This window comes from Pseudomonas algeriensis (assembly GCF_048847255.1).
Classification (GTDB): domain Bacteria; phylum Pseudomonadota; class Gammaproteobacteria; order Pseudomonadales; family Pseudomonadaceae; genus Aquipseudomonas.
In genome coordinates this window covers 176,304-201,125 of record NZ_JBKKRK010000009.1, presented here as the reverse complement: position 1 = coordinate 201,125, position 24,822 = coordinate 176,304, and the positions used below count along the sequence as shown (strand labels likewise).

Genomic DNA, 24,822 nt, shown 5'->3' with positions numbered 1-24,822 from the left:
GCCTTATTGAAATAAAGCTTAAATTTCGTACTCTTCGATTTTGCTCACCGCATGGCTACCCAGCCGCCTGATAATAATGCCCCTGGTTTGTTCCACAATACCTGGAACTTTCCTGAACACCGACTCACCTTTATATAACTTGACGTCACGACTACTCCAATCGGCAAACAAGACCTGGGTCGAACTGTTGCGCCGAGTAAACCGTACGGTACCCAGTAACATGCTGACTTCACCGTCGATCTCGACACAGGTGCCGGCCGCCATTCCGCCGACCCCATGTTCCAGCAGGTTTCGCTCATAAAGCGTCAACGCCTTTTCTTTCCTCTGCAATGCAGTGATTGCATCTCCAGCGACTCTCAACAGCAACGCCGATGTCACGCCTCCGAGGGCAACCCCCGTCACCACGGAGGCCAGGATATCCAACACCAGCTTATCCATTCGCACGGTGTTACCGGAAATGTTCAGGTCATCATAGTAACGCTGCGTCGGGACCCAACCTGCATTCGTCATGACTTCGACGAACTTGTAGTACCACTCCCGTCCCTGGGACTCGAGCGGAAATTGTTTGTTGGCGACCAGTGAGGCGAAGAGAAAAGCATGCTGCGCATCTTCCTGGTGCTGGGGCGCAAGGCCACCGGCAAAAGCCAGGATGCCTTCACCAACGACCGAGCCCTTGGCCGGGGGCTCAACATCGCCGGAATAGAACGAGCGCGGACTAATATCAGGATAGACATCATAACTTTCCAGGCGAGCCACACAGGTCGCTACCGAACTATCACATACTTCAATACTCATAACTTACTCCTTAAATTAATTAGACAAGCCATTCCGTGACTTGCAGCCTCACACTAATCAAGCCAACCAAACACAACAACACCTGACTTGTAACTTTAAAATAATCCAGCCCAACCAACACCCATCGGACAAGTAAAAACAGCCCAACAAATAAGAAATACGCCTCCACCGCATTCAATCAAATGCCGACAGTCGTTTCAGAGACTGATAGACTCCGACAACGTCTTTCGCAATGAGTCTGAACCATGCTCCATGTACTATTCAGCGTTTATCTGAAGATGCTGGTGCTCTACAGCCCCTTCTTCGTGCTGTCATGTTTTATCGGGCTGACTCGCGGCTATTCGCGCAAGGAACAACGCCGCCTGGCCTGGAAGGTCGCGACCGCGACGCTGATCTCCAGCGTGTTGCTGTATTTGTTTGGGCGGGTGATTTTCAGCGTGTTCGGCATCACCGTGGACGCATTCCGGATCGGCGCCGGCAGTGTGTTGTTCATTTCGGCACTGGGCATGGCCCAAGGCAAGTCGGCCGTGCAGACCGATAATGTGCAGCAGGACGTGACCATCGTCCCGCTGACCATTCCGTTGACCGTCGGCCCCGGTACCATCGGCGCCCTGCTGGTGATGGGCGTGAGCCAGCCGCACTGGGACGACAAACTCATGGCCATCATCAGCATCGCCCTGGCCAGCTTTACCGTGGGCGTGGTGCTGTACCTGTCCAGCCGCATCGAGCGGATTCTCGGCGACCAGGGCTTGCAGATCGTCAGCCGCCTGATGGGGCTGTTTGTCTGCGCCTTGGCGGCGCAGATCATTTTTACCGGGGTGCGAGGTTACCTGGTGCCGTGACGGGAGACGGCTTACCCTGCGACCGGCGCTGGCGCCAGCAGCTCCTCCAGCGTTGCACTGCTGGTCGCACCCAACGCCTTTAACCGCGTCACAAACATCGACACCGGGCTCGCTTGTGCAGCGTTGAAGCCCAGGCACAGTTCGCCACGCAATACCGGATCGGCGGAACACACATCACGCAGAATCAAGCAGCGTTCACTGTTCGGGTCAACGATGACCAGGTGCGCCTGGACGATCTCGAACACGAGTTTTTCCGGCTCATCGAATGCGCAGATCAAGGTGCTTGGCGTGGCGGGCGTTTCACCCAGGGCATGACGACAGTCGACAATGACCGACGCCAGTTTCAGCCACACCGGCTTCGTCAACTGGCACGTCACCGAGCCTTGGCCCAGGCGCAGAATCAACCGGGTGACCTCGTCGGGAATCAGCGGCGAAAGATCGCAGCCGACACTCTCTCCTTCAACCACCAGCACCTGGGCGTTGCGCTGGATATAATCGAACGGCCCGATGCTTCGCTTGTCCGGATAAATATGCACCCGCCCGTCCTGATGCTCGTGCAATAACACGCTTATCTGCGCTTGAGTGCCCAGCAGGGTGAAGTCCGTGGGTAGATTCTTGCCGGTTACCCGCAGCAACCGGGCGCTTTGCACGTCATACCAGCGCAGGCTCCCAGGCTCGGACTCCACCGACACGAACTCGTCATGCCGGGCCGTTTCCAGCAATCGTTGGAGACCTTCGACCAAGTGCTCGCCCTGAACAGTCACCCAGGCGTGATTGACCCCGGTGATGGTCGCCGTTTCCTGATGACGCAGCGCCAACACCACACCGTCCACGCTTATGCCGCGCAATCCGGAGCCTTCGAGCGTGACGTCAGCGAACCGCCAGCCCGCCCATTCCCGTTGATAAGCCGGCAGGCTGGCGCCTGACAACAGTTGCGAGCCGGTGCCAAAAGCCTGGTCAAGCTGCTGCACGTCGAAGAACGGCTGGCTCAATACTTCACCGTTAGACCGATTGAACAGCCAGACCGACTGGTTGTCCGGTATCACGCCGAGCAAGCGCACTTCCTTGTCCAGCCCCGGATCGCATAACAACAATCGGTGCGTCACGTACCATGCACAGAGATTGCCGTCACCGACGGTGTTGCGCACGCCGGCAATGGCGAAGTCCTTGGCCGGATAGCGCTTGGCCAGCGGCTCAAGCGCCTGCCACCACTGGGCACGGTCTTTGAGCCACCGCTCACTCACACCGGCGAACTGCAGCGCGCCTTGCGCAACCAAGTTGAAAAACAGCCCGTTTTCATCGAGTGCCACATAGCCCCCTTCGACCGCCAGGACCTGCCTGAGCCCCTCTGGCTGCATCCATTGGTGCGTCCACTGCGCCTTACCGTCCGTCACGCTGCGTTGCAGTCGGCAGAGCGTCTGGTTGGGGCTGACTCGCTGGTAAACGAAGAACACATCGCTGTCGTCGGCCATGGGTAAGAGCATCAGACCGTCCAGGCTCTTGATCGAGTCGTCCCAACCTCGGGCATGGTGCTGGGCCGGTGGTGCAGGGATCAGGCAACGATCGCTACGGCGTATCCAGGCCATGTCTCGGACGTTGGGCGCAATTGTCCAACAGATCGAAACATACGCGGCCGGTTGCCAATAGACGGCCGTAGACCCAGTGTTCGAGGGGTTGGCGCCCAGTCGAGCGAAATTGCCCAGCACGGACGACCACTCGGCCAGCGTATTGCCAGTCAACAGCAGCGCTTGCAGCTGCGGTGCCGTGTCGCAAGTGACGGAACTCAGTGATAATTGCCCGTCATGAATCAGGTATCGGTATTGCCGGACGGCTTGATGGTCATCAACGTGCTCCTGCAAAACATGAATTACTCCCTGGGCATCAGCCTCGATGTTGCGAATGGTGCTCTTGCCCTCCTGGACGAGTAGCACATAACGACATTCGAGTAGGCCCGTCGCACAATCCGCCTGCCAGATCTGGTACCCGTCCGGATCGTAAAAATACGCCGAATCATCCACGACCAGTGACAATCGTGGCTCGCCGAGTACTTCCATGTCGTCGCGGATGTAAAGGAAACGGTCTTCGGCCGCGTCATACCAGGCCGTGGTATAGCGAGGTTGTCGAGGATCCTCGAATGGAACCAGGTAGCGGTCGATCGTTGTATAAGGCAACGCCAATCGATGCGCGCGCGCCAGGCCCTGGTAGTGGTCAAGCAACGCCTGTTCATCGAGCCCTTCGGGCGCCGTCTGCTCGACTATATCCAGCTGGCGCTTATCCCTGGTGACACTGAACAATTGGTCGGCTGTGCGAATCAGCACTTCGTTCCGGCCGACACGAGCGACATGGATAGAGCCGATGTACAACTCACCGGACGGCTCGACCCGGATATCACTGCCTTTGGCCCAGGTTGCCTGCAACACCCAGCGACAATACGTCAGGTTCGGGGCGACAAGCCTTAGGTTCACCCCGGGATTGAGCGCCACGGTACAGAGTGCGCCGGCGCCCCTGAGCCAATAGGACAGCTTTCCTTGCCAGGCCTGCGGCAGGACAGGAACCACGAGCGTGCGCTCCACCGCATCCAGGTACACCCGGACGACCGTTTCGCCGTACACCGGGTTCAGACGATTGAGAATGTAATCGGAAGGAAACGAATAGAACGAGAACAGGAACAGCCACGTACCGTCCGCTTGCTTTTTTTCCAGCCGGCGAGCCGTGTCGAAGCCGCGATCATGGCGCCAGCGAGCAAAGGGTAGCGCCTTGTATTCATAACCGTACGTGGTTTGCGGCGTGCAGGGCAGCACGATGGGTCGTCCGCTGGGCGGGGCGAATCCGATCTGTCTGGGCAGCCCCAACTCTCGACGGATGTCGATCGCCCGCGCGTCATCGGGATCGAAACCCGGCACACCGAAATGATCATGCAGGGGATACAGCTTTGGACTGTCGAGCTGCACCGTTCCGTCGTTCAGGTCAATGCTTTTGATCAGCAGTGGCGAACGTGGCACCCACGCGTCCAACTTGTGATCATGGTAGTAGCCATCGCCACGATAGGCCTGCTCCAGATCGGCAAAAAAATCTCCGACTTGTTGCGCTTCGCGAGCAATGCTGGCGAACCCCTGGGCCAGTGCAGCGACCCCGACGGCCAAGCCCCCCAATATCACCCCCGCGCCTCCGAGTACCGCCGCTGCAGTCGACGCGGCGGCCAACCCTGCCCCGATGCCGCCCGCCATCAGGGCCAGGCTGGCAGAGTCGAACGCCAGTTGGGTCCCGAATTGCGCCGTCTCAATGCCGTTGCGTGCCGTCTTCAGTTGATAGATATCAAAGCCGACATTGGCCAACCCCAACACCGCGCCGACGCCTTCGTTGGCCGCATGCCCCAGCGCCTGGCCGACAATCGGCGCGCACGTGCGAGCGATGAGCCGTTCTTCCGTCAACGCGGTACGGACCAACTGCACCAGGCCCGCCACATCCACAACGTTGCCATGCACCAGCTGCGCATAGTTGACGTAGGCATGCAGGCGAACGGCGGTGGTCAGCGTTCGGTCAGAGCCTTCCCGGCTGCGCAAGGCGTTCATCAATGCCTGGATGGTGAAACCCGCATTGAGGGTATGAACACTCCCGGCCTCGGTCGGGTCCAGGACGCTGCCCATCTGCACGGGTTTGCGCGCCAGGGTCGAAAACTGTTCCGACAGCCAATTCTTGATCCGCAACAGGCGATGATCGTCGCTGAGCACGCGGACCGGCTGTTGTGGGTGCGCTGGATCGATCAGGCTCACCCGGTATTTGCCTTCCGGCGTGATTTCCAGCGTTTCGAACAAGGGCACCAGCGGGGTCGTCGAGCCATGCAGCTCTTGCAAGCCGACCGTTGCCTGGGCGATCTGCTGGCCCCACCAGTGGCTATCCAGCTTCAGTAAACTGCTGCCCAAGTGCGCGTTTTCCGCCAAGGATCTGCCATGGGCACTGTTCAAGCGTTGGCGAATTGCAACCGGTTTTCCTGGCAAGGGGTCGGGCCTGAGCAGGTGTTCCACGGTAAAGCCGCCAGCCAGCGTCAAGGCAGCGATCTTTTCGCTGTGCAAGTCGATCAGATCGAATTCCGGTCGAGCGGCAGGACCATACGCCGCGTAATAGTGGGCCATGCCCTCTGTCTGGAAAAATCGTTCCAGCGCAGTTTGCAGCCCATCCGCATGATCAAACTTGCACAGGCCGAAGTTGGGGTCGAAGAAATGATAGGTGGCACGTTCGCCGTTGACAGTCTTGGCCACCAACATCGAGTGGTTATCAGAATTGAGCATCACCATACGGGGGCCGCTGCGCGTCTCGAGCAGGTTTTTGACCTGATCCAGATTCGCCTGCCCCAAACGTGTTCCGACCTCAGGCATCGGTACATCCCGCAACGCTTCCAGCGACCGCAGAAAGGCTTGGGCATCGGCCTCACTGGGTTCGAGCACCGCCAGGTAGAAGCGTCCGCGCAAGTGCCCGGAAGACACTTCACCCTGGGCCAGCGCTGCGCTCATTACCAACGCCAGGGGATAGCAGCGCCCGCCAATCGCCTCGCCATCGCTATCGAGCAGCAAATCCTGGGGGATCATTTGCACGCCGTTGTGGCCGAATCCGTCCAGCACCTGCGCGGAGCGTTCAACGACCTTTAGGCGATGTTCAAGGGTCGCCACTTTCTGGATCCGTGCGACTTGACGCCCCCACTGGAACAACGTCCGCGCCTGTTTCAAGGCCGTTTTCTTCAGCTCCAGCGCGCTGTCGGACGGCAGCGGCGCATCCGCCGAGTCGCTCACCAGGCCATTCATGAAGCTGGCCGTCTTACGCTTGAACAATTGCCGCTCGATAACCGCGTAACGGCCGGCAATACCCTGTTCGGCAACGCTGTTGGCCAGGTTTTCCAACTCACTGGTGAAAGCATTGAAACGCGGGTTATCCAGGGTGTCCAAGCCCAGCAACACGCCCAGCGACAGCCGCTGTATCGGGCTGGCCTCTATGAAGCGCCGGGTGCCGCTGGCGATATCGACCAGTACGTCGTCGATCCCCAGGCTCTGCATCTTTGCATCGCTCAGGAATGCCGGAGCCAGCGTATCGGTTGTCTGGCGCCGGATACGCTGGCGATCATCGAAACTCAACGGCAGCGGCTTCTCGAAGCGGACTTCACCGTCGTGCCCCTGGCTCATCGCCTCGACGAAGGGTTCGCCAAGCCCCTCGACCAATCGCTCCAATACATCCGTCAACAGTACCGCTCGCCCTTCGATCAGCGGCCAGCCCTGTTGGAACTTGATCGTCGAATGCTGGAGCAGTTGCGCGATGTCGCCGTTATAACGTGGATACTTGTTCTCTTTCCAACGCGCCCACTCATTGCTGACCCATTTTTCTGGTTCGGCGCCATTGACCTTCCATGAATGATCCAGCTCTTCTTCAGTGACGCCGTTAACTGTTGAATAGGGGGCGATGGCTGCCTCGTTACGCAGTTTTTCTGCAACAAATGGGACCAAGTGCGCTTTGGCATAGTCGGCCATGCCATCTTTCATGGCGCCGGGACCTGTGAGGTAGATAGTCCCTTCGCTTTCAAGATGAATGCCGTCGCGAAAATAGGTCGCTATGGCATCGGCCAGAAATGCGGCAAACATCGCGTCTTTCGAAGGCAGTTCTTCCAAAGGCCCATACGTCGTCTCCAGCACTTCGCGCACCAATTCACTCATCTCACCAGCGTTGCTCAATGCAACACCACGTTGAGCAGCCAGTCGGGTGGAAGCTTCCAACACCTCATAGTTGAAGCGGAAACGCTCGATGACACTTTTCAGGATGCTCGAACCCGGGTGAGCCATCAGGAACGCATTCGTCAATGATTCACGTATTGCCGCAGCGCGCAGCGCGAAGGGCCTGACGAGGCGATCCGCCGGCGCCTTGAAAACCTCGCCCAGGCTTGGCCGCCCCTGCGCGAAAGCCTGCAGTGCCGACAGCTGCTCAGCGGGAATGCTGGCGTAATACCTGGAGGACTCGATACGACCGGGCATCCATTGTGGGTTGTTGTTCAACAGCAACTGCAGGATTCCCAAGCGGGCATCAAAGCCCAGGGCACTGATATCGACACCCCCCAGGACATCCGCCAATGGGGGAAGATGATCGATATCAGTGTAACTTCCACCTTGGTCGAACAGGACTTCAGCGCGTACCAGATCGGACGCCGCAGCCATATTGCCGCGCAAACGCATCTCCTGCTCATAAATACCCCGCAACTGCAGGGGGGCCTCGCTGGCGGCAAGGTCACGCAATTGAAGGGGACCCTCAGCCATGGTCTCGACGCTCTGCCTGTTACGTTGCCTTAATGCCTGCAACTGCTGTGCATCCTGGCCGTAGGCGCGAACCAATAAATCCATGCGGGCTTCATCGGCCGATCCACCCTTGGCCACCGCCGCATTGATGTGCGCATACATTTGTTGCTTCAGTACAATGGCGCGTTCCTCGTAAAGCGTCGCCAGTTTTTCTGCACTCACCGTGCCACTTACGTGTGAAAGAGCATCTGCCTTCGCGGCTTCGACAATAATTTTATTGGTTTGCCAGGCAACTAGTGCATCGCTGTCATACCAAAGATTCAGCGTATAACCTTGCCCGGCCAACACCTGCCGCCATACATTGAGATAATCGCGCTGAATGTCGCCAAGCCCGCCACCGAGCCAGACGAAGTGCAAGGTCTTGGGCACTTTAATTGGCGGCTTCTTCATTTGTTCGAGGCTGAACCGAAGGCGCGCCTCCTCGTGGTCGATCTCGTTATACAGTTGTGGCGCGTCCTTTGTAGCCCCGGACCGGCTGACGATGGATGCAGCCTCGCTGCGCTTGATTCTTCGGCGGCCCAACAGCTCGGCGAGCGCCTGCTTCAACAGCCCCAATGGCTCAAGCAGCCTGTGGGAGTCCGGCATGCCGACACAGGCAGAGTAGTAACGAATGACCGTGTCGTATTGCTCGTTGTTTTGGTAGGGCAACAGGGCTCGTTCGAGGTCGGCCCGTTTGAAAAGATTGCCGAATTCCCCCCCACCACTACTATCCTTATTCGCGTCCTGCATAAAAAACACTCCATGACCTGTTCCAGCACAAAAGAACAGGTAAATAAATACCGTCACCAGAGCGAAACCCGGCGACTTCTCATTCCATTGATATTTGTAACTTGGCGAGAACTTACACATAGACCAAGCCGTGACAAGTGCACGCTAGCCACTTATCAGGCAGGCAAACTAACGCTTAAAAACCAACAATTCAACCGGGAAGGCTTTCAATGCATTTCAAAGAAAATACAAGACCACAACGTGCGCTTTTATTTATACGGACGACAACTAAAGCAAAAGAATCGGAACACACTCGCAAACCCACTTTTATCCTGTGGCGAGGGAGCTTGCTCCCGCTGGGCTGCGCAGCAGCCCCAAAAGCAGCGGCTCGATCAATCTGATACACCCAAGCGCCGGGCGGGGTCTGCTTCGCAGCCCAGCGGGAGCAAGCTCCCTCGCCACAGTAGCTCCCCCTACCACAAAACAGTGTCGCGGTTCAGGCCGGTTTGGCCCCATACCAGCGCGGTGTGTACACCCAGTTTCCACCGGATGCACGCGGGAACACACAGGTGGTGGAGGAGCCGATCAGGACCATCGTGCGCATATCCACCTGCTCGGCGGTGAGCTGCCCCAGCGTGGTGACACGCAGGGTCTGGCCCGGGCGACCAATGTCGCGCCCCAACACCACCGGCGTCTGCGGTGTGCGGTGCTGGCCGACGATCTCCAGCGCACGCCCCAATTGCCACGGTCGCGCACGGGAAATCGGGTTGTAGAAGGCCAGCGCCAGATCGGCTTCGGCAGCCAGGTCGAGGCGTTTTTCAATGATTGACCAAGGCTTGAGATTGTCCGACAGCGACATCACGCAGAAATCATGCCCCAACGGCGCACCGGCCTGGGCGGCGGTGGCGAGGGACGCGGACACGCCCGGCAGGATCTCCAGCTCAACCTGGTGCCAGGCCGGATCGCTGGACTCGTGCAACGCTTCGAGCACCGCCGCCGCCATGGCGAATACACCCGGGTCACCGGACGACACGACGATCACCGAACGGCCTTGTGCAGCCAACCCAAAGGCGTGTCGGGCGCGCTGCATTTCTTCGCGGTTGTCAGTGCAGTGCAGCACTTGATCATCGCGAAACGGGCCGGCCATACGCACATAGGTTTCGTAGCCGAGCACATCGGTGGCCCGCGCCAACTCGGCTTTCACCGCCGGCACCATCAACTCGGCAGCGCCCGGCCCCAGGCCGATCACCGCCAGGCGTCCGCGCGGACGACCGATTTGGGCCACATCCAAGGGTTGCACGGCAACGGCGATGGCCAGGTTGTCCGTCGCCGAAAGGATGTTCGCCGCCGGCACCGAACTGCGCGCCAAGGTGGCGGCATCGCCCGTCGTCGCCACAAAGCGCAGCGCCACCCCGAGTTCAAGCGCCGCTTCACGCAAGGCCACACTGGCCATCAGCGTATCCGCTGCCACCAGGCACGCCAGGCTCTGAAGCGCCACGTTCGCTTGCTGCAAAGCGGCACGAACGGCGCCCGGCAGGTCAGCCAACTCGGCGCTCACCACCACCGCGACACTGCGCGGATAGATCAGCAGTTCGTGAGTGCTCGCCTCACGCTCGGCATGGCCGACGCGGATCGTGCGCCGCGCCTGCGGGTCTTGCGGCAACTGCGCCTGATCCAGCCACGGCGCCGCGCCTTCGATACGCACCGGCTCACCGGCCAGCAGGTCGGAGACGAAGCGCTTGCCCTGCTCCAGGTCGCCGAGGCTGTAGCCGCTCGGCGGATTGAGCAGGCAAGTGCCGAAACGCAATTCGCCGCTGGTGGTGATGGCCGGCGCGACCCGCAGGGTTGCCGCGATGTCCCGGGCCATGTCATTCACCCCGCCCAGGCCGCCCAACAGCGGCACCACGGCGCTGCCATCCTCGGCCACCGCCAGTACCGGCGGCTCGGCGCCTTTTTCCAGCAACAGCGGCGCCAGGGTACGGATGACAATGCCCGCCGCGCACAGGGCGATGATCGGCGTGTCCTGTTGGTAGAGTTCGCGCAACGTCGCGCCAAATTCCAGGTACTGCCGATCGCCCTCGACCCGCCCGGCCAGGCCGTGGATCAGGGCGTCGGGGTAGCGCTGCTGGATCCGTCGGGCCGTCGCCAGGCTGCCAGGGCCAAGGATGACGATGGCCGGCGTCTTGGCGGCCATCAACCCTGCCACCGTTCGCCCGGCACGATGATCAGCGAGAAGTACGGCGAAGACATCGGCTCGACGTCATCCAACGGCACGATTTTCTGGTTGGCCATGGTCGCGCGCTCGACGTACAGCGCCCGCCCGTCCATGCCCAGTTCCTGGAGCACTTGGCGAACCTTGGGGAAATTACGTCCCAGCTTCATGATCACCGCCGCGTCCGCGTCGGCAAGGCGACGCTTGAGATCGTCGTGAGGCAAGACGCCGGAGAGCACCGACAGGCTCTGGTTGCGATAGACCAGCGGCGCCCCGAGCACCGAGGCTCCGCCGAGCATCGAGCACACGCCGGGGATGACTTCGGCGACATAACGCTCGGCCAGGCGATCGTGCAAGTACATATAGGAGCCGTAGAAGAACGGGTCGCCCTCGCAGATGACCGCCACGTCGCGACCGGCGTCCAGGTGTACCGCCAACTGTTCGGCGGCGGTGTCGTAGAAATCGGCGATCACCTCTTCATAGGACAGCGGCGCTGGCAGCACCTCGGTGGTGACTGGATAGACCAGCGGCAGCAACGTTTGCGCGTCCTGCAAATGCGCCTCGATGATGCCGAAAGCGTTGCCCTTCTTGCCCTTGGCGACGAAGTACGCCACCACGGGCGATTCGCGCAGCAGGCGCAAGGCTTTGACTGTGATCAGTTCGGGGTCACCGGGCCCTACGCCGAGGCCGATCAGGCGTCCAGGCTGCTGCATCATTCAACCTCCGTAGCGAGGGCGTTGACGGCCGCGGCGGCCATGGCGCTGCCGCCGAGCCGCCCTTGCATGATCACGAACGGCACGCCCCGGCTGTTGGCCGCCAGCGCCGCCTTGGATTCGGCGGCGCCGACAAACCCCACCGGAAAGCCGAGGATCAGGGCCGGTTTTGGCGCCCCGGCATCGAGCATTTCCAAGAGGTAGAACAGCGCGGTCGGCGCGTTGCCGATCACCACGACACTGCCCTCCAGATGCGGACGCCACAACTCCAGCGCCGCCGCCGAACGGGTGTTGCCCAGTTCCAGGGCCAAGGCCGGCACGCGCTCGTCGCGCAAGGTGCAGATCACCGGATTGTTGGCCGGCAGGCGAGCCCGGGTCACGCCTTCGGAGACCATCCGCGCATCGCACAGGATCGGCGCACCGGCGGCCAGCGCCTGGCGCCCGGCCGTGCCCGCGCCCTCGGAAAACTGCAGGCCATCGACCGCCTCGACCATGCCGCAAGCGTGGATCACCCGCACCGCGAGTTTTTCCAGATCGGCCGGTATGCGCGCCAGGTTGGCCTCGGCGCGGATGATCGCGAAGGAGTTGCGATAGATCTCCTGACCGTCGCGGATGTAATCAAGCATCAAGGGGGCTCCGGGGATGAGCGTCGAGCCAGTGGTCGAGCGCTTCGATAGTCAGATTGTGCGCCTGCAACGCGCCGAAACCCGGCAGCGTCGCATCGCGAAAATACAGGTCGTAACGACCGGGGGCGACCGCCAACAAGGTGACGGGCGCGATATGGGCCGCTGCGCAGGAACGCGGGCAACCGGACAAATGAATGTTCAGCGCCTGGCCACGGCGGTGCAGCCGCTCCGCCAATTGGTGAGCGTCGGCCTTGGTGTCGGCCATGGCCTTGGCGCAGCCACTGGACCCGGTGCACGCGATGAGCTGCGCCAGGGGCTGATCGCCCGAAACCAACAGGCCCAGCGCCTGAAGCCGCGCCAGTACTCCGGCGGCGTTATCGGCGCGAACGTTAGGCAGCAACAGGCTTTGCCAAGGGGTGAAACGAAGGCTGCCGTCGCCCTTCTCCCGCGCCAGTCGCGCCGCGCCGCGCAGCATGGCGGCATCGAGCCGGCCCAGGGGAACCACGGCGCCAACGAAAACGCCCTCGTCATGCTGGGGATGAATACCGATGTGCAGGCCATCGGTCGAAGCAACCCGCCGCCAATCCGGGCAGGGTTGCAGCGGTACCCGGCGGGCCAAAAGCGTGACGAATTCATCCGCGGAGAATTCAGCCAGCAACTCACGCATGCGGTTCTGGTCGGGGCGGGCCAGGTCGAGGAACAGCTCAAGTACCGCCACCACCAAGGCGTGCCCTTGGGCCAGGGGTACCCGTCCCGCCGGCTCGTCCAGCGGGACGCCAGCGAAGCCGAAGGCCAGCCAGGGCTCACCATCGCGTACCAACGCCGACAACCACAGGTCGTGGTGATGTTCCAGCATCGCCAGTGCTTCTGCACCGTCCAGTTGCACGGCGAACTTGGCCGACAGTTCATGGAAACGTTCGTGGGTTTGCAACGTAGTGAGGATCTGTTCGGCCAATGGGCGAGTATCGATGAGCATCCGCCGATCGATGCCGGCCGAGGGGCTGAGCATGAGATTGCGCACGTCATCGCCGGCCGGATTGCGAGGGCCAAGCCCAGCAGCCAGCAAAGACTCGATCAGCGCGTCGCGCTCGGGGCCGATCCCACGAACTTGCAGGTTGGCTCGGTTGGTCGCCTCGATCACACCGCCGGCGAACCGCTCGGCCACCAATGCCACGGCCTCGGCCTGGTCCGCCTGGATCGAACCGCCATCGAGCTTGATCCGACAGATCCCACCGTCCAGCGCCTGGACGACACGCAGCAACCCGGGGCAACCCGAGGGGCGTATGACGTGGCAGGACGGACGTTCGTTCAAGTTATAACCGGCAAGTAGGAGCGCCGCATCGGCGAAAGGCCGCCATTATGCCTGCTTTGCCTGGGGTCATGAAAAGCTTGCTGGTCGGATTGCCGATCGTGCATACACAAATCCTGTATCCATCACACATCCCACTGTGGAAGCAATGCTGTTCAGTTAAGGCGAACACTGTGGGAGCGAGCTTGCTCGCGATAGCGGTGTGCCTGAAAGAATGAGTGTTGAATGTGTCGCCGGCATCGCGAGCAGGCTCGCTCCCACAAGGGATGGTCCACGCCTGATCCGCCAGGGCGCGGTATGATGGCGGCCCGGTTCGCGGACGCAACCAGTGCGCCGAACAACCCCATTTATTCGAGGAACAGAGATGACCCCCTGGCTGACTGTAGTGGGCATCGGTGAAGATGGCTTCAAGGGCCTGGGCCGAACGGCTCGCCATGCATTGCTGCGGGCGCCGCGGATTCTGGGCAGCGCTCGTCAGTTGGAACTGTTGCCACTGTGTATTCGCGGCGAAAGGGAGCTATGGCCCAGCCCGTTCTCCCTGGAGCCGCTGCTGGCTCGAAAGGGCGAAGCAGTGTGCGTGCTGGCCAGCGGCGATCCGATGTTCTATGGCGTGGGCGCCAGCCTGGCGAAACAAGTGCCGGGTGATCAGATGCTGGTCATCCCCGCGCCGTCCTCTTGTTCGCTGGCGGCGGCGCGCATGGGCTGGCCGTTGCAGGAAGTGGTCACGCTGTCGCTGGTGGCGCGCCCCCTGGCGGTGCTCAATGGGTATTTATCCACAGGCGTCAGGCTGTTGCTGCTGAGCAATGATCGCCACAGCCCCGGCGCGGTGGCGACCTTGCTGCGCGAGCGCGGCTTCGGCCCGAGCGCCATGACTGTGCTGGAGCATCTCGGCGGTGCGGCAGAACGCCGGATCGACGGTTGCGCCGCGCAATGGTCCGATGAAACCGTCGCCGACCTGAACCTGATCGCCATCGAATGCCGGGCCGAACCATCGACACAGCGCCTGTCACGCCTGGCCGGTTTGCCGGACACCGCGTTCGAACATGACGGCCAATTGACCAAGCGCGACGTGCGCGCCATCACCCTCGCCCGCCTCGCCCCCACGCCCGGTGAATTGCTGTGGGATGTCGGTGCCGGGAGCGGCTCCATCGGCATCGAATGGATGCGCACCCACCCCAGTTGCCGGGCCCTGGCCATCGAAGCCGACGAGGGCCGCCAAGGCTTGATCGAACGCAACCGCGACACACTCGGCGTGCCGGGCCTGCAATTGATTCGCGGCAGCGCCCCGCAAGCGTTGGAAAACCTGGAGCGGCCGGACGCGGTGTTCATCGGCGGCGGCGTCACCCGCGAAGGCGTACTCGACACCTGCTGGGCCCACCTCAAGCCCGGCGGGCGGCTCGTCGCCAACGCCGTGACCCTGCAGAGCGAAATGACCCTCATGGGCTGGCGCGAACGCCATGGCGGTGAGCTGACCCGCATCCACATTGCCCAGGCGCAGCCGTTGGGTGAGTTCGACACCTGGCGCCAGGCGCTGCCGATTACCTTGCTGGACCTGACGAAGCCCCTCGATGCGTGACGAAACCGCCGAACAACCCGCCCCCCTGCGTAGCGGCCTGACCACCGGCAGCTGCGCCACCGCCACCAGCCTGGCGGCGGCACGCTTGTTGTTGCGCGGCACCGAGGCCGACGCCGTGGAAATCGTCTTGCCCAAGGGCAAGCAGGTGCAGATGCGGCTGGAGTTCTGCCGATTGACCGAGCAAGGCGCCGAGGCCGGGACGATCAAGGACGCTGGCGATGACCCGGACGTAACCCACGGCGCCCTGCTGTTTTCCCAAGTGCGCTTGGTAGCCGAACCCGGCGTGCGCTTCGTCGCCGGTCGCGGCGTGGGCACGGTGACGCGACCGGGGCTGGTGCTGGGCGTCGGTGAGCCGGCAATCAACCCGGTGCCACGCCAGATGATCAACGATCACCTGGGCCGGCTGGCCGAGGAAAGCGGCTACGCCGGTGGCTTCGAAGTCACGGTCAATGTCGAGGGTGGCGAAGCCTTGGCGCTGAAAACCATGAACCCGCGACTGGGCATTCTCGGCGGCCTGTCGATCCTTGGCACCAGCGGCATCGTCCGGCCCTTTTCCTGCGCGGCCTACATCGCATCGATCCACCAGGGCATCGATGTGGCGAAAACCAACGGCTACCTGCACATCGCCGCCTGCACCGGCAACGCCAGCGAAGACACCATGCGCCGGGTCTATAACCTGCCGGAAATCGCCCTGATCGAAATGGGCGATTTCGTCGGCGCCGTGCTCAAGCATGTGCGCAAGGTACCGGTGGAAAAACTCAGCCTCTGCGGCGGCTTTGGCAAGATCAGCAAGCTTGCCGCCGGCCACATGGACCTGCACAGCCGCCATTCGAGCATCGACCTGCCACAACTGGCCGAATGGGCCGCCGCCATCGGCGCCGATGAGGTTTTGCAACAGGGCATCCGGCAAGCCAATACCAGCCAGCAAGCCCTGGCAATGGCCAGCGCCGCCGGCATCGCCCTCGGCGATGCGGTGTGCGAGCACGCGCTGGCCTTCGCCCGCAGCGTGGTACCGGCCCAGGTCCAGGTCGAAGTCTTCGCCATCGACCGCCAGGGTGGGATTGTCGGCCACGCCGGAGCCTTGTCATGAAGAGCCTTGAAATGAAACGTGTCCTGCTGCTCGGTGGCGTCACCGAAGCCCTGGCCATCGCCCGCACGCTTGGCCCCCAGCACATCTACAGCTTGGCCGGCATCGGCCGCATCCCCACCGACCTGACCTGCCAGGTGCGCGTCGGCGGCTATGGCGGCGCCGCAGGATTGGCGCAATTCATCCGCGCCGAGGGCATCGACCTGCTGTTGGATGCAACTCACCCCTACGCCGCCCAAATCAGCCACAACGCCGCCCATGCGGCCCACGCCTGTGCCATCCCCTGCTGGGCCCTGCGCCGTCCGGCCTGGCAGCCCCGGGCCGGCGATGACTGGCGCGAAGTCGCCGACTGGGCCGAACTGATCCAGGCCCTGCGCCCCTTCCACCGGCCTCTATTCACCCTTGGCCGAGAGCCGCTGCAACACATGCATGAAATCCCGCCAGAGCAATTCTGGACCTTGAGGGCGTTGGACGTTTACCCCGGCAATGAGCGCTGCGAAGTGATTGGAGCCCGGGGGCCGTTTCATATCGAGGGCGAGCGTGAGCTGTTCGAACGGCGGCGGATCGATGTGCTGGTGAGCAAGAACAGCGGCAGTACCGCGACTGAACCGAAGCTGGACGTGGCGCGGGAGCGAGGAGTGCCGGTATTGGTACTGAAGCGGCCAATGTTGCCGGAGGTGGATCGGGAGTTTGGGACGGCGGATGAGGTGTTGCTGGGGCTGCGGCAGTGGGTCTGACAGAAACCTGCACAGTCCTACAAGCCTGTCCCGTCAGCACCACTCATCTGAAAATATTTTGCTACTGTTACTCACAAGCCCTGCGACCCTACACCGCACGTGGCTTTTTTACTTCTGTCTCCCGATCAGGCTAAATACCGGCCACCTGATCGCCCAACCGAGCGGATTGCCCCATGTCCCGACAACGGCTTGCATTTGCCTGGATCGCCTGCTTCGCAGTGCTGTTCAACATGCTCGCCATGCCGCTTTCCAATGGCAGCGGTACGACCGCCGACACGCCAACCGAACAATTGCTCTGGGGCAGTTTCTGCTCTTCCGGCGGAACAAAAATGGTGGCGATTTCCCTGGGTAAGTTCGAACAGGGAACGCCGCGACAGGATCCTCACTCGACCATGCAGCATTGCTGGTGCTGCTCAGGCCCGGCGCCGTTGGTGGCGATTGCCGGGCACGCCCCGCAGTTGTATCTGGATGCGCAACTGGCCCATCGCAATGTCGTCCATTCGAAGCTCGACAGCCCCACGCCACGCCAACAATGGCCCAGTCTAAATCCCCGCGCCTCGCCTCTGGCCTGATTCTTCCGCACACACTGCGCCCTGAATCGTTCCGGAGAATTGCCATGTTGAACAGACTCATCCTGCTGGTCGCCCTGCTGCTTCCCGTTGGCTTCGCCCAAGCTCACCAGTACAAGGCCGGGGAGCTTGGGATCGCCCACCCGTGGTCCCAGGAATTGCCGCCCAATGCGCCGACCGTCGCCGGCTACTTCATTATCCACAACAGCGGCAGGTCCGAGGATAAACTGCTCAGTGTCGACTCACCCATCGCCGGCAAGGCCGAGCTCCATGAACATGTGATGCAAAACGACTTGATGAAAATGCAACCGGTGGACGGCATAGTTATCGCTCCAGGCGCAACGGTGACCTTCGCACCGATGGCGTACCACGTAATGCTGCTGGACCTGAAGGACCGTAGCCTGCTCAGCGACGGCAAACGTTTCCCCATGACCTTGCATTTCGAAAAGGCCGGGGATGTCACGGTGAACGTCACGGTGCAGAAAAAAGCCCCCGACGGCACCCAAACGCACATGCACGCCCAATAGACATAGCCGCCCATGCAACTTCGTCGCGCCAGCCTTTCCATGCACCGCCGTCAGCCACTGAGCCTGACCCGCGGTAGCTGGATCAGCCTGTTCGCCATGCTGATGATTTTTATCGGCCCGCTGGTTTCCCAGTCGATGCCGATGGATCAGCGCATGTCCATGTCCACGCCTGTATCCATAGGCATGGACATGGAGATGGGCATGGACATGTCGGCGCACGAAGCGCCAGCAGATGACGATTGCCCGCCCCAGAGCGACCATCATGCGCTGTGGGAGAAATGCGGTTATTGCAGCCTGCTGTTCAACTGCCCCGCGTTGCCTGGCAGCCACACGTTCACCGTCTTCGCCACACCGTTTACCCGCACCTACACGAGCCCTTTCCCGCGCCTGGGCCATGCCCGACCGGCGCTCTTCCCTGGCGCCCGCACCCGCGCACCGCCCCTCGACGCGTAAGCCTGACGCTTGCTCACCCGCATGCGGGACAGCCCAAGGCTGTCCTGCATGCGGGTATGAGCGCCTGACAGCTTGGCCGAAGCAAACATAAAAAACTGTGGGAGCGAGCCTGCTCGCGAAAGTGATGTGTCATTCACATCATTGTTGGCTGGTCCGCTTTCGCGAGCAGGCTCGCTCCCACATGGATTGCATCGTTCAGCCCCCATTTGAAGAACCGAATTTGCCCTGCGGAGCGCTTTGCAATGAGCCTACCGAAACCGAACTTCTACAACCTGGCCTGGCGCTGGCATTTTTATGCCGGGCTGTTCGTGGCGCCGTTCATGGTCATGCTGGCCCTGACCGGCATCATTTACCTGTTCAAGCCGCAACTCGACCCATTGATGTACGGCAACCTGTTGAACGTACCGGCCGGGCATCACACCCTGGCAGCCGACGATCTGCTCAAGCAGGTCCGCCAGGCCTACCCCGAAGGCCAGGTCAAGCAGTACCTGCCACCGGTCAGCGCCGAACGCAGCGCGCAATTCGTGGTGATCGACAAGGGCCACGAGCTGAACGTCTTCATCGACCCCTTCCGTGGCAACGTACTCGGCGAGCAGGATGCAAAAAACAATCTGCAAGCCATGGCCCGGGCGATCCATGGCGAGTTGCTGATCGGCACGGTGGGTGACCGCTTGGTGGAAATGGCCGCCGGCTGGGGCGTGGTGCTGGTGGTTTCCGGCCTGTACCTGTGGTGGCCGCGCGGGCAGTCGTCGGCCGGCGTCCTCTGGCCGCGCTGGAGCGCGCGCGGGAGGGTGTTCTGGCGTGACCTGCACGTCGTCGTCGGCTTCTGGGGCGCCGCGTTCCTGCTGGTGATGTTGCTCAGCGGCATGACCTGGACCGGCTTCTGGGGCAAGCAATACGCGGACCTCTGGAACCGCTTCCCGGCGGCGATGTGGAATGACGTGCCCAAGTCCGACGTCGAAGCCGGCAGCCTCAACAACGCTCACCGCCAGACCGTGCCATGGGCCATGGAGAACACGCCGATGCCGATGTCCGGCGACCATGCCGAACACATGGCCCACGGCGGCATGCACGAAGGCCCCGCCGCGCCAACCGTCAGCCTGCAGGCGGTGCAGGACATCGCCGCCGAACGCCAGGTCGAGCCCGGCTACAGCATCACCTTCCCAACCACCGCCTCGGGCGTGTTCACCATCGCCGTGTTCGCCGATGACCCGCGCAACGACGCGACTCTGCACGTGGACCAATACACCGGCAAGGTCCTGGCCGATGTGCGCTGGGAACATTACAGCGTCGTGGCCCGCGCCACCGAAACCGGCGTGATGCTGCACGAAGGCAAGATGTTCGGCCCGCTGAACCAGATCCTTGTGCTGCTGGTTTGCCTGATGATCCTGCTCAGCGCCGTGAGCGGCATGGTGATCTGGTGGAAGCGCCGGCCCCTGGGCAAGTTCGGCGTCCCGCCGCTGCGCCACGACCTGCCGACGTGGAGGACCGGGGTGTTCATCATGCTGGCCCTGGCGGTGGTGTTCCCGCTGGTGGGGGTTTCGCTGGTGGTGGTGTGGTTGCTGGACCGGCTCGTCACACGCTTGAATCGTCAACCTGAGATCGTCTCATCTTCAAGCTGAAGACCGCGCGTTAACGAAAAGCGGCGCGAAACCTCTACAATCGCGCCCGCTTCCCAAAGGATGAATACCTTCCCCTGTAGGAGCGAGCCTGCTCGCGATCGCAATCGGTCAGTCGCATCTTAATCGGCTGACCCACCGCGATCGCGAGCAGGCTCTCTCCCACAATGGACTGGGGTTGCGAGCCAATAACTTGAGTGAACGCATGACCTCCCTGACCCTTTCCAATCTCGCCTGGACGCCCCTGGGCCATGGCCATTGCCATCACCAGTTCCAGCTGCGTGACGCCACGCTGCAGGTGGCGGCCGGGGAGTTTGTCGGATTGATCGGCCCCAATGGCAGCGGCAAGACCAGCCTGTTGCGCTGCGCCTATCGCTTCAGCCGGCCGGAACAGGGGGAGGTCAGACTCGAGCATCACAACCTCTGGCAACAATCCTCGCGCTGGTGCGCACAGCGCATCGCCGTGGTGCTGCAAGAGTTTCCCGACGCCTTTGGCCTGACGGTGAAAGAAGTGGTCGCCATGGGTCGCACGCCTCATAAGGGCTTGTTTGATGGCGACAACGAAGAAGACCGCAGATGGGTGCTCCAGGCGTTGGAATCGGCGGGGCTCGAAGGCTTTGGCGATCATGCCTTCGCCACGTTGTCGGGCGGGGAAAAACAGCGGGTGATCCTTGCTCGCGCCCTGGCCCAACAACCGCAGTTGTTGATCCTCGACGAACCGACCAACCACCTCGACCCCCACTATCAGTTGCAATTGCTCCAACTGATCAAGGGCCTGGGCATCGGCACCCTCGCCAGCCTCCACGACCTCAACCTGGCGGCCGCCTTCTGCGATCGCCTGTACGTGATCGAACATGGGCGCATCGTTGCCAGCGGCACGCCCAAGGACGTCCTCACTGCAGAGCTGTTGCGCGAGGTGTTCGGCGTCGAAGCCCTGGTGGACGAACATCCCCTGTCCGGCTACCCACGAATCACTTGGATAACCCAACCATGACCTTGCGCTTGCTGCTGTTGCTACCCCTGCTGCTGGGCAGTGCCCATGCCCTGGCCGAAGCCACCCGCTACCCCTTGACGATCCAGAGCTGCAATCGCCAGGTGGTGTTCAACGAGGCCCCTCGCCACGCCGTCAGCCATGACATCAACATGACGCAGATGATGCTCGCTTTGGGCCTCAAGCCGCGCATGGTCGGCTACAGCGGCATCAGCGGTTGGAAATCGGTGACACCCGAGATGGCGAAGATCCTCGAGGGCCTGCCGGAACTGGCCGCCAAATACCCCTCGGTGGAAACCCTGCTCGATGCCAACGTCGATTTCTTCTTCGCCGGCTGGGACTACGGCATGCGCGTGGGCGGCGACCTGACCCCGCAAACCCTGCAACCACTGGGCATCAACGTGTACGAGTTGACCGAATCCTGCGCCTTCGTGATGAAACGTCCGCCGGCTTCCCTGGAAGACACCTACAACGACCTGCGCAACCTGGGGAAAATTTTCGACGTGCAGGACCGCGCCGATGCGCTGATCGAGACGATGCAGGCCCAGGTGGCCGAGGTGCGCAAGCATCTTCCAACCCAAAGACCGCGCGTGTTCCTGTATGACAGCGGCGAAGATCGCGCCATGACCTCTGGGCGCCTGGGCATGCCCCAGGCCCTGATCGACGCCGCCGGCGGACGCAACATCCTCGATGACGTGGAAACCAGTTGGACCCGGGTGAACTGGGAAAACGTGGTGGAGCGCAACCCCCAGGTCATCGTGATCGTCGACTATGGCGAAGTCAGTGCCGAGCAGAAGCAGCAGTTCTTGCTGGCGAACCCGGCGCTGCAATCGGTGGATGCGATCAAGCACCGGCGCTTCATCGTGATCCCCTACGTGCAGGCCACCCCGGGCATCGATAACGTGCTGGCGGTGCAAACCCTGGCGCGGGGTTTCCACGGCCAATGAACGATCGTCGCTACGCCGCCCTGCTGATGATTCTCGGCGCGCTGTTGCTGGTGTCGTGCGTGGTGTCCCTGGGCTTCGGGCCGGCGCGGGTGCCGGTGGCCGTGGTCTGGGACCTGTTGCTGCACAAGGCCTTCGGTGTCGGCGAGGTGTATTGGACGCCCGGCCAGGAACATATCGTCTGGCTGATACGCGTCCCGCGCCTGCTGCTCGGAGCCCTGGTGGGCGCGGGGCTGGCGTTGATCGGCGCGGTGCTGCAAGCGGTCACGCGCAACCCACTGGCCGATCCGCATCTGCTGGGCGTCACCTCCGGCGCGACCCTGGGTGCGGTGATCGTGGTGTTGCATGTCGGTGAAATCATCGGCCTGCTGACCCTGCCCCTCGCCGCGTTCATCGGTGCATTGCTGAGCATGTTGCTGGTGCTGGCCATCGCTGCCCGCCACGGTCGCCTGGAGAGCGATCGGCTATTGCTGTGTGGCGTGGCGGTGTCCTTCGTGATGATGGCGGCGGCCAACCTGCTGTTATTCCTCGGTGATCATCGCGCCAGTTCGGCGGTGATGTTCTGGATGCTCGGTGGCCTGGGCCTGGCGCGCTGGGAGCTGCTGGCCGTGCCAGCCGCCAGCGTGCTGTTGGGGCTGGTGTTGCTGCTGGGCATGGCCCGGCCCTTGAACGCGCTGATGGCCGGCGAGCAGACCGCCGTGACCCTGGGCCTGAACGCGGCGAAGGTGCGGCTGTGGATTTTCCTGATCGCGTCCTTGATGACCGGCGTACTGGTGTCCATCAGCGGCTCGATCGGTTTTGTCGGGCTGATGGTGCCGCACATCGCCAGGCGCCTGGTGGGCGCCGAGCACCGTCGGTTGTTGCCTGCCTGCGTGCTGCTCGGCAGCCTGTTCCTGGTGTGGGTGGACGTGGCGGCCCGCACGCTGATCGCGCCGGAGGATTTGCCGATTGGGGTCGCTACCGCGGCCATCGGCGGGCTTTTCTTCATTGGCTTGATGCGCCGTCGTTGAAAAGATGCTTCTTTTTGTACACGCCGAACAGCTCGGTCCCCAGCCCGCCATGACGAAAATGCTCAAGCTCCGCTCGGACCATATCAATGACCAGCGCCCGATCTTGCGCTTGTTCAAGATTGAAATTTCCACTGTAGGCCAGATTGACCATTCGCCAGAGGAAGCAGTTGGTACGGTAAACATCCACAGGCTTGAGCCAGCGTTCAAGCAGCGCGGTAATGTCCTCGCTTCGAATCCCCTCGAAACACCCAATCGAGTGGTCCTTGTCTGGAATGACTGCATCGACGGCCTGGGTATCGGCATTTAACCGATAACGCGCCGGCAACGCTGAGAACGCCGCATCAGCAGCGACTATCGCGTCGGGCCACAAGCGATTGCCATTACGTCCCACCGCCTCCCCGACACTCCAGAACTCGCCGTCATTTTTCAAACTGCGGGAGATAAAGAACATGACCTTTTCCAGCTCTACCAAATGATGCAATGCCGAAACACAAATAATGACATCCCACTGCTCACCGATAGGCACCAGGTTGTTCGCATCCGCCACGATCAAGTCGAGGCTGATGCCTGGCGGAAACTGCTGTGCAGCGATCTGCAGCAGGTCCTCATTGATATCCAACAGCGACCACTGCACCCCTTCGGGAATAGCCGCCGACAGGCCCGCCTCTATCCGCGCGGCGCCACTGCAGATCGACAAGACTTTTATTTCCCCATGGTCCCTGACTTTCTGGCGCAGCCTCGCTTGGAAATCAGGCGGAGTTTGCGGGACATTCGCCCTCAGGAGACGAGTGGCATAGGAGTAGGCTGCCTCACCTTCGAACGGTTCGAGGATCACAACATCAGCCTGCGCACCACGCTCTGGCGCAGGGGCCATTCCATCCAATCGGCGCACGTTGCGAGCAACGCCCATTGCATTAGCACGCTGTTGTTCCTGCACTTTGGAGTAGAACTCGTTCCGGTAGACGCTACTGAAATGCGCTATCTCGTTTTTCATGCGCATTGAATGATGTGTCTTCGCCAGAAGGGCCTTCATCTCCCCCTCCCTGGCGATGCACAAGTCAGATATCGCCAGCCAGTCGGCGGTAGGATCGTTCTGCGCACCTGGCCCGCACTCTATCAAGAGACGTCCACGTTTGCCGGCCAACCAAGCCAGATCCAGCGTTACCGTCCTGCATTCCGACGGCGTAGGCCCTCCTCCAAAATGAAACATGCCAAGTGGACATTCGGCTTGGGCCCCATCATCCAAAAAAACAAAGGCACAGGTGAGCCCATCCAAACTGATGCTGGGCAGGGCAGCCGAAAAGCGAACGTATAACCTTGAATCAGAAGACACCCTCAGCGTGCTACTTCGAAGGCGTTCACCAGCGGTGAGAATCAGCGAATACCGTCCTTCCCTCAAATGCGTCACATGCATCCATCGGGGATGCTCAGCCCGTCTGACTTCAGGCAGCACGTCAAAAACAGCCGTCTCGTCCAAAAGAAAATGGTTCGCAACGCCAGCGTCATTCAAACGGATTCCCCTACTTCACAATGGCAGAAGCGTCAGCATAGTCGGGCAGTTGAAAATTTCACCTTGAGTCAACTCCGATCCACGCCCCAATGCGGAGCGGCACATTGCACCAACACCCGCGATACGGTCACTGATGGTGCATTGTCATTTTCCTGCCTCGCCGCCATCCCCGCGTTTCAACGCCTTTCTCCAACTGGGCACACCCCTTGCAAAAGCGCTTCCAGCGTTTGCATCTGCCCTTAAAAATCATAAGTCCACGGAG

The 24,822-nt window shown here is 61.6% G+C and carries 18 protein-coding genes; 11 read left to right on the top strand and 7 right to left on the bottom strand.

The genetic code is table 11. From position 1 onward, the window contains the following. Positions 1-18: 18 nt before the first annotated feature. Positions 19-795, bottom strand: coding sequence for a hypothetical protein (locus ACLK1G_RS15865; RefSeq protein WP_420766265.1), 777 nt, complete (start codon positions 793-795; stop codon positions 19-21). A 245-nt stretch (positions 796-1,040) separates the two neighbouring features. On the opposite strand from ACLK1G_RS15865, the gene ACLK1G_RS15860 reads away from it, so the two are divergent. Next, positions 1,041-1,637 (top strand): MarC family protein, encoded by a 597-nt coding sequence (locus tag ACLK1G_RS15860; RefSeq protein WP_092171337.1) that lies wholly within the window; start codon positions 1,041-1,043, stop codon positions 1,635-1,637. Between the two features lie 11 nt (positions 1,638-1,648). On the opposite strand, the gene ACLK1G_RS15855 is transcribed toward ACLK1G_RS15860, so the two are convergent. The 5 genes from ACLK1G_RS15855 to cobG form a co-directional block, all read right to left on the bottom strand. Beyond that, positions 1,649-8,698, bottom strand: a complete 7,050-nt coding sequence (locus ACLK1G_RS15855) for a TcdA/TcdB pore-forming domain-containing protein (protein ID WP_420766264.1) — start codon at positions 8,696-8,698, stop codon at positions 1,649-1,651. Between the two features lie 475 nt (positions 8,699-9,173). Beyond that, positions 9,174-10,871, bottom strand: a complete 1,698-nt coding sequence (gene cobJ / locus ACLK1G_RS15850; protein WP_420766263.1) for a precorrin-3B C(17)-methyltransferase — start codon at positions 10,869-10,871, stop codon at positions 9,174-9,176. Continuing rightward, entirely contained in the window at positions 10,871-11,602 is a 732-nt protein-coding gene (locus ACLK1G_RS15845; protein ID WP_420766318.1) for a precorrin-2 C(20)-methyltransferase, read from the bottom strand. Before ACLK1G_RS15845 ends, cobJ begins: the two co-directional genes overlap by 1 nt. Continuing rightward, the gene (locus tag ACLK1G_RS15840) at positions 11,602-12,228 is read right to left on the bottom strand and encodes a precorrin-8X methylmutase (RefSeq protein WP_420766262.1); all 627 of its coding nucleotides are present in this window, start codon (positions 12,226-12,228) and stop codon (positions 11,602-11,604) included. Before ACLK1G_RS15840 ends, ACLK1G_RS15845 begins: the two co-directional genes overlap by 1 nt. Then, positions 12,221-13,540, bottom strand: a complete 1,320-nt coding sequence (cobG, locus tag ACLK1G_RS15835) for a precorrin-3B synthase (protein WP_420766261.1) — start codon at positions 13,538-13,540, stop codon at positions 12,221-12,223. The genes ACLK1G_RS15840 and cobG overlap by 8 nt, the downstream gene beginning before the upstream one ends. 361 nt (positions 13,541-13,901) lie before the next feature. Between cobG and cbiE the strand changes: the two genes are divergently transcribed. From cbiE to ACLK1G_RS15785, 10 genes are all read left to right on the top strand, one after another. After that, a complete protein-coding gene (gene cbiE, locus ACLK1G_RS15830) occupies positions 13,902-15,113 on the top strand; it encodes a precorrin-6y C5,15-methyltransferase (decarboxylating) subunit CbiE (protein WP_420766260.1) in 1,212 nt (403 codons plus the stop codon). Next, positions 15,106-16,203 (top strand): cobalt-precorrin-5B (C(1))-methyltransferase, encoded by a 1,098-nt coding sequence (locus tag ACLK1G_RS15825; protein ID WP_420766259.1) that lies wholly within the window; start codon positions 15,106-15,108, stop codon positions 16,201-16,203. The genes cbiE and ACLK1G_RS15825 overlap by 8 nt, the downstream gene beginning before the upstream one ends. Before the next feature lie 11 nt (positions 16,204-16,214). Beyond that, the gene (locus tag ACLK1G_RS15820) at positions 16,215-16,937 is read left to right on the top strand and encodes a cobalt-precorrin-6A reductase (RefSeq protein WP_420766317.1); all 723 of its coding nucleotides are present in this window, start codon (positions 16,215-16,217) and stop codon (positions 16,935-16,937) included. 173 nt (positions 16,938-17,110) lie between these two features. Further along, entirely contained in the window at positions 17,111-17,509 is a 399-nt protein-coding gene (locus ACLK1G_RS15815) for a DUF2946 domain-containing protein (protein ID WP_420766258.1), read from the top strand. 44 nt (positions 17,510-17,553) lie between these two features. Beyond that, positions 17,554-18,033: a copper chaperone PCu(A)C gene (locus ACLK1G_RS15810; protein WP_420766257.1), complete on the top strand. Its 480-nt coding sequence runs from the start codon at positions 17,554-17,556 to the stop codon at positions 18,031-18,033. 12 nt (positions 18,034-18,045) lie between these two features. Then, complete coding sequence (locus tag ACLK1G_RS15805) at positions 18,046-18,486, top strand: DUF2946 domain-containing protein (RefSeq protein ID WP_420766256.1); 441 nt, start codon at positions 18,046-18,048, stop codon at positions 18,484-18,486. A gap of 242 nt (positions 18,487-18,728) precedes the next feature. Beyond that, the gene (locus tag ACLK1G_RS15800) at positions 18,729-20,108 is read left to right on the top strand and encodes a PepSY-associated TM helix domain-containing protein (RefSeq protein ID WP_420766255.1); all 1,380 of its coding nucleotides are present in this window, start codon (positions 18,729-18,731) and stop codon (positions 20,106-20,108) included. A gap of 202 nt (positions 20,109-20,310) precedes the next feature. Further along, positions 20,311-21,099, top strand: coding sequence for an ABC transporter ATP-binding protein (locus ACLK1G_RS15795; RefSeq protein WP_420766254.1), 789 nt, complete (start codon positions 20,311-20,313; stop codon positions 21,097-21,099). After that, the gene (locus tag ACLK1G_RS15790; RefSeq protein WP_420766253.1) at positions 21,096-22,043 is read left to right on the top strand and encodes an ABC transporter substrate-binding protein; all 948 of its coding nucleotides are present in this window, start codon (positions 21,096-21,098) and stop codon (positions 22,041-22,043) included. Before ACLK1G_RS15795 ends, ACLK1G_RS15790 begins: the two co-directional genes overlap by 4 nt. Then, a complete protein-coding gene (locus ACLK1G_RS15785) occupies positions 22,040-23,050 on the top strand; it encodes a FecCD family ABC transporter permease (protein ID WP_420766252.1) in 1,011 nt (336 codons plus the stop codon). The genes ACLK1G_RS15790 and ACLK1G_RS15785 overlap by 4 nt, the downstream gene beginning before the upstream one ends. Here ACLK1G_RS15785 and ACLK1G_RS15780 read toward each other — a convergent pair. Continuing rightward, positions 23,025-24,560, bottom strand: coding sequence for a class I SAM-dependent methyltransferase (locus ACLK1G_RS15780; protein WP_420766251.1), 1,536 nt, complete (start codon positions 24,558-24,560; stop codon positions 23,025-23,027). The two genes, ACLK1G_RS15785 and ACLK1G_RS15780, sit on opposite strands and share 26 nt — an antisense overlap. Between the last annotated feature and the right edge of the window lie 262 nt (positions 24,561-24,822).

What these genes read in the sequence shown, in the direction of transcription:
- ACLK1G_RS15795 (WP_420766254.1), top strand. Translation starts at nt 20,311, where the DNA reads ATGACCTCCCTGACCCTTTCCAATCTCGCCTGGACGCCCCTGGGCCAT.
- ACLK1G_RS15790 (WP_420766253.1), top strand. Translation starts at nt 21,096, where the DNA reads ATGACCTTGCGCTTGCTGCTGTTGCTACCCCTGCTGCTGGGCAGTGCC.
- ACLK1G_RS15840 (WP_420766262.1), bottom strand. Translation starts at nt 12,228, where the DNA reads ATGCTTGATTACATCCGCGACGGTCAGGAGATCTATCGCAACTCCTTC.
- ACLK1G_RS15855 (WP_420766264.1), bottom strand. Translation starts at nt 8,698, where the DNA reads ATGCAGGACGCGAATAAGGATAGTAGTGGTGGGGGGGAATTCGGCAAT.
- ACLK1G_RS15820 (WP_420766317.1), top strand. Translation starts at nt 16,215, where the DNA reads ATGAAACGTGTCCTGCTGCTCGGTGGCGTCACCGAAGCCCTGGCCATC.
- ACLK1G_RS15785 (WP_420766252.1), top strand. Translation starts at nt 22,040, where the DNA reads ATGAACGATCGTCGCTACGCCGCCCTGCTGATGATTCTCGGCGCGCTG.
- ACLK1G_RS15845 (WP_420766318.1), bottom strand. Translation starts at nt 11,602, where the DNA reads ATGCAGCAGCCTGGACGCCTGATCGGCCTCGGCGTAGGGCCCGGTGAC.
- cobJ (WP_420766263.1), bottom strand. Translation starts at nt 10,871, where the DNA reads ATGGCCGCCAAGACGCCGGCCATCGTCATCCTTGGCCCTGGCAGCCTG.
- ACLK1G_RS15805 (WP_420766256.1), top strand. Translation starts at nt 18,046, where the DNA reads ATGCAACTTCGTCGCGCCAGCCTTTCCATGCACCGCCGTCAGCCACTG.
- ACLK1G_RS15815 (WP_420766258.1), top strand. Translation starts at nt 17,111, where the DNA reads ATGTCCCGACAACGGCTTGCATTTGCCTGGATCGCCTGCTTCGCAGTG.
- ACLK1G_RS15800 (WP_420766255.1), top strand. Translation starts at nt 18,729, where the DNA reads ATGAGCCTACCGAAACCGAACTTCTACAACCTGGCCTGGCGCTGGCAT.
- ACLK1G_RS15860 (WP_092171337.1), top strand. Translation starts at nt 1,041, where the DNA reads ATGCTCCATGTACTATTCAGCGTTTATCTGAAGATGCTGGTGCTCTAC.
- ACLK1G_RS15810 (WP_420766257.1), top strand. Translation starts at nt 17,554, where the DNA reads ATGTTGAACAGACTCATCCTGCTGGTCGCCCTGCTGCTTCCCGTTGGC.
- ACLK1G_RS15825 (WP_420766259.1), top strand. Translation starts at nt 15,106, where the DNA reads ATGCGTGACGAAACCGCCGAACAACCCGCCCCCCTGCGTAGCGGCCTG.
- ACLK1G_RS15865 (WP_420766265.1), bottom strand. Translation starts at nt 795, where the DNA reads ATGAGTATTGAAGTATGTGATAGTTCGGTAGCGACCTGTGTGGCTCGC.
- cbiE (WP_420766260.1), top strand. Translation starts at nt 13,902, where the DNA reads ATGACCCCCTGGCTGACTGTAGTGGGCATCGGTGAAGATGGCTTCAAG.